The 3,202-nt window shown below is 63.2% G+C and carries 2 protein-coding genes and 1 pseudogene; all 3 read right to left on the bottom strand.

What is annotated here, in order from left to right; genetic code table 11:
• Window positions 1-83 precede the first annotated feature (83 nt).
• Entirely contained in the window at window positions 84-1,496 is a 1,413-nt protein-coding gene (locus JWR89_RS08870) for a cytosine permease (RefSeq protein ID WP_299714490.1), read from the bottom strand.
• 68 nt (window positions 1,497-1,564) lie between these two features.
• Window positions 1,565-2,518, bottom strand: a complete 954-nt coding sequence (locus JWR89_RS08865) for a catechol 2,3-dioxygenase (protein ID WP_299714493.1) — start codon at window positions 2,516-2,518, stop codon at window positions 1,565-1,567.
• 135 nt (window positions 2,519-2,653) lie between these two features.
• Window positions 2,654-3,202: pseudogene (locus JWR89_RS08860) on the bottom strand (hypothetical protein); the annotation flags it as partial.

Raw genomic sequence — 3,202 nt, 5'->3', positions numbered from 1 at the left:
GCGCGTACCCCGTCGAACAAAGGCACGACGGGTCGAATTTGACGAGACAGGCCGCGCACCGCGCGACCTGCTCACCCGCCTCCCTACTCTGCCGCGGGCAACGCCGCCGGCGCCGTTGCGGTGAACTTGTCGAGCGCGAGATAAGCGCCGCCTGCGACCAAAATGCCGACCAGCCAGCTCAGATCCGCTCCTCCCAGCAGGTTGATCGAAATCGGCCCCTGCAATGCCGGCACCAAGCCGTCCTGCACAGACCAGCCGGCGACTAGGCCGACCAGGAAAGCGATGGTACCGGCCCAGTTGATATCGCCATAGGCGCTGGTCTCCGGCGACTTGTAGAGTTCGGCGACGTCGATCACGCCTTTCCGCTTGATGAAGAAGTCGGCGAGGATGACGCCGGCATACGGGCTCATCCACAGCAGCAGGCTGATCAGCCAGTTGTCGAAGGCTTTCGCGAACGACGGCGCGGAGATAAAGTAGACCGTCACCGCGTAGCCGGCGACGCCGACGATCAGCGCCAGCGCCGTACGCGACAGCTTCAGCCCCATGCTGAGCGCCGCCAACGCAGCCGAATAGACATTGAGGATGTTGCTGGCGATCGGGCCGTGCAGCACCATCAGCAGCACGAGAATGCTGGCGACGCCGCCGAACACCGCGCTGACCATCTTGGCGGGATCGGCATCCAGCGTCACCGAGGCGATGGTGGCGCCAAGGATGGCGAGCCATACCGACGGCACGAACATGCCGATATAGCTGTACCAGAACACTTGCTTGGAGGAGACGCTGCGCGGCACGAAGCGCGAATAGTCCGAGGCCCAGGTCACCCAGGAGATCCCCCAGCCGACGCCGACCGCGGTCATCAGCAGCGACAGCATCGCCAGATGCGCGCCGGGCGGCAGCGAACTCTTCAGGCCCCAGTTGACCACGCCGGCCTGGCTCCAGGCCAGAATGCTCATCAGCACCATGATGGCGACGGTGGCCGGCACGGTGTATTTTTCGAAAGTGCGGATCGCATAGAACCCGTAGATGCCGATCGCCACCTGCAGCACCATGACAATGGTGATGACGATGAAGTTGGCGATCCAGGTATCGGCGACGCCGAATTGGGCGAGGATCGCCATCGATATCTTGACCGGGAAGTAGGTATTCGCGCCGATCCAGCCCAGCGTCATCAAAAACATCAGCAGGCTCGGCAGGTAAGCGCCGCGGCGGCCGAAGGCGGAGCGGCTCAGCACCATCTGGTTGACGCCGGTCTTGTGGCCCATCACGGTGAAGGCGCCGAAGATCGCGCAGCCGAACAGGTTGCCGATAACGATGACCGCGATGGTCTCCAGCAGGCCGAGCTTGAGGATGATGCCGAGCGCGCCGAGCGCCCAGTTCACCGGCGCGATGTTCGCCCCGGCCCAGATCCACATCTGCTGCGGCCCGGTGGAATCCCGATCCGCGTCCGGAATGGGCTCGATGCTGTGAATGTCGGCCCGTAATTCAGAACTGCCCATGCTCGCCCCCTGTCAGAAACCACACCCGACATGGGACAAAGCAAGACGCGTACCAGAGTAACGGCCGGTTACGCCACCGGCGGCGTTCCATGCGTGTGGAAGGACTCGATGGTCTTGAGGCCCCAGGCCTGGCCCTTCTTGCGCTCCTCCTCGCTCCACACGATCGGCTTCCAGTCCGGCGCCAGGATCAGCCGCGCGCCGGCGTTCGCCACCTCGACGCGGTTGCCGCCGGGTTCGTAGACATAGAGGAAAAACGTCTGCTGGATCGCGTGCTTGTGCGGGCCGGTTTCGATGTGGATGCCGGCCTCGAGGAAGATATCGGCGGCGCGCAGGATGTCCTCGCGGCTGTCCAGCGCGTAGGTGACGTGATGGAAGCGGCCCTTGGTGCCGGAGTGGTCGCGCGAGTAGGCGAAATCATAGCTCTTGTTCGACATAGTCAGCCACATCGCCGCCTCGGTGCCGTCGTCGAGCACGATCTGCTCGGTCAGGCGGCAGCCGAGGTAGTCCTCGAAGAAGATCCGGTTCGCCTTGATGTCCACCGCGAGGCAGTTGAGGTGGTCGAGCCGGCGCACATTGATGCCGCGGGCGGGAAAACGCTGCGCCTGGTTTTTCAGCGCCGGCTTCAATTCCGGCGGCGCCTCGTACCATTCGGTCTCGTAATACAGTTCGACGATATGGCCGTCGGGATCGCGGCAGCGATAGGCTGGACCGTGGCCGAGATCGCCGTCGGTCCAGCCGATAGCGAATTCGGAGCCTTTGAGCGCGGCCACGCGGCGCTCCAGCGCCTGCGGGCTGCGCGCGCGCAGCGCCATGTGCTCCATGCCAGACGTATTCGACGCCGTCAGCTTCAGCGTGGAGCGTTCGTAGTCGTCCCAACCGCGCAGATAGACGGATTCGCCCTGCCGGCCGCTGACGGTCATGCCCATCACGTCGACAAAGAACTTGAGACTCTCGTCCGGCTTCGGCGTCAGCATTTCCATGTGGCCGAGATGGGCGAGATCGTAAATCGGTTCGGGGGGCATGTTGTTGGTCATAGGTCATCTCCGGTGCCAGCGGCCGTCATTGCGAGCGAAGCGAAGCAATCCAGAAAGCTACAAGCGAAGACTGGATTGCTTCGTCGCAACGGCTCCTCGCAATGACGGCTGAGAACGCGTACCCTATCGCAGCGCGCGGGTCACATGATCGTACAATTCGTTCACCGCATAGGCTCGGGGAATCAGCCCCTGCTGCGCGGAGAATTTTGTGATCAGCTCGATCGAGCCGGTCAGTTCGGCATCGCTGAACGATGGCGACTTCCCTGCGGCGGCGGCCCTGCTCTCCTGCAACATGCGATGCACTTCCCTGACGATCGCCGGGTGCTTGCTCGATAGCTCTCTGCTAACGACTGTCATGTGGTTGACCGGGACCACGCCGCGGCTCGCAAACCACGCCTGCTCTTCCTTCGCCGCATCGGGGAACAACGGCCTTACCCTGATATCATCGCTTTTCTCGCCGAGCACCGCATCGAGTTCGCCGTCGAACAGCATCTGCATAATCGCCTTGCCGGCCGGCGCCTTCGTGGTCGTGTCGATGTATTCTGCGACGTGCGGATCCTCGAAAGTGATCCAGTCGATGGCACCCAGATCGACGTCGTAATCATTGGCGAGAATCCCGCGCAGCCACGCGCCTGTTGTCGTCGTGAAGGAGCGGATGCCGACGCGCTTGCC

Source organism: Tardiphaga sp. (assembly GCF_028290785.1).
GTDB lineage: Bacteria > Pseudomonadota > Alphaproteobacteria > Rhizobiales > Xanthobacteraceae > Tardiphaga.
This window is presented reverse-complemented; position numbering and strand designations above follow the sequence as displayed.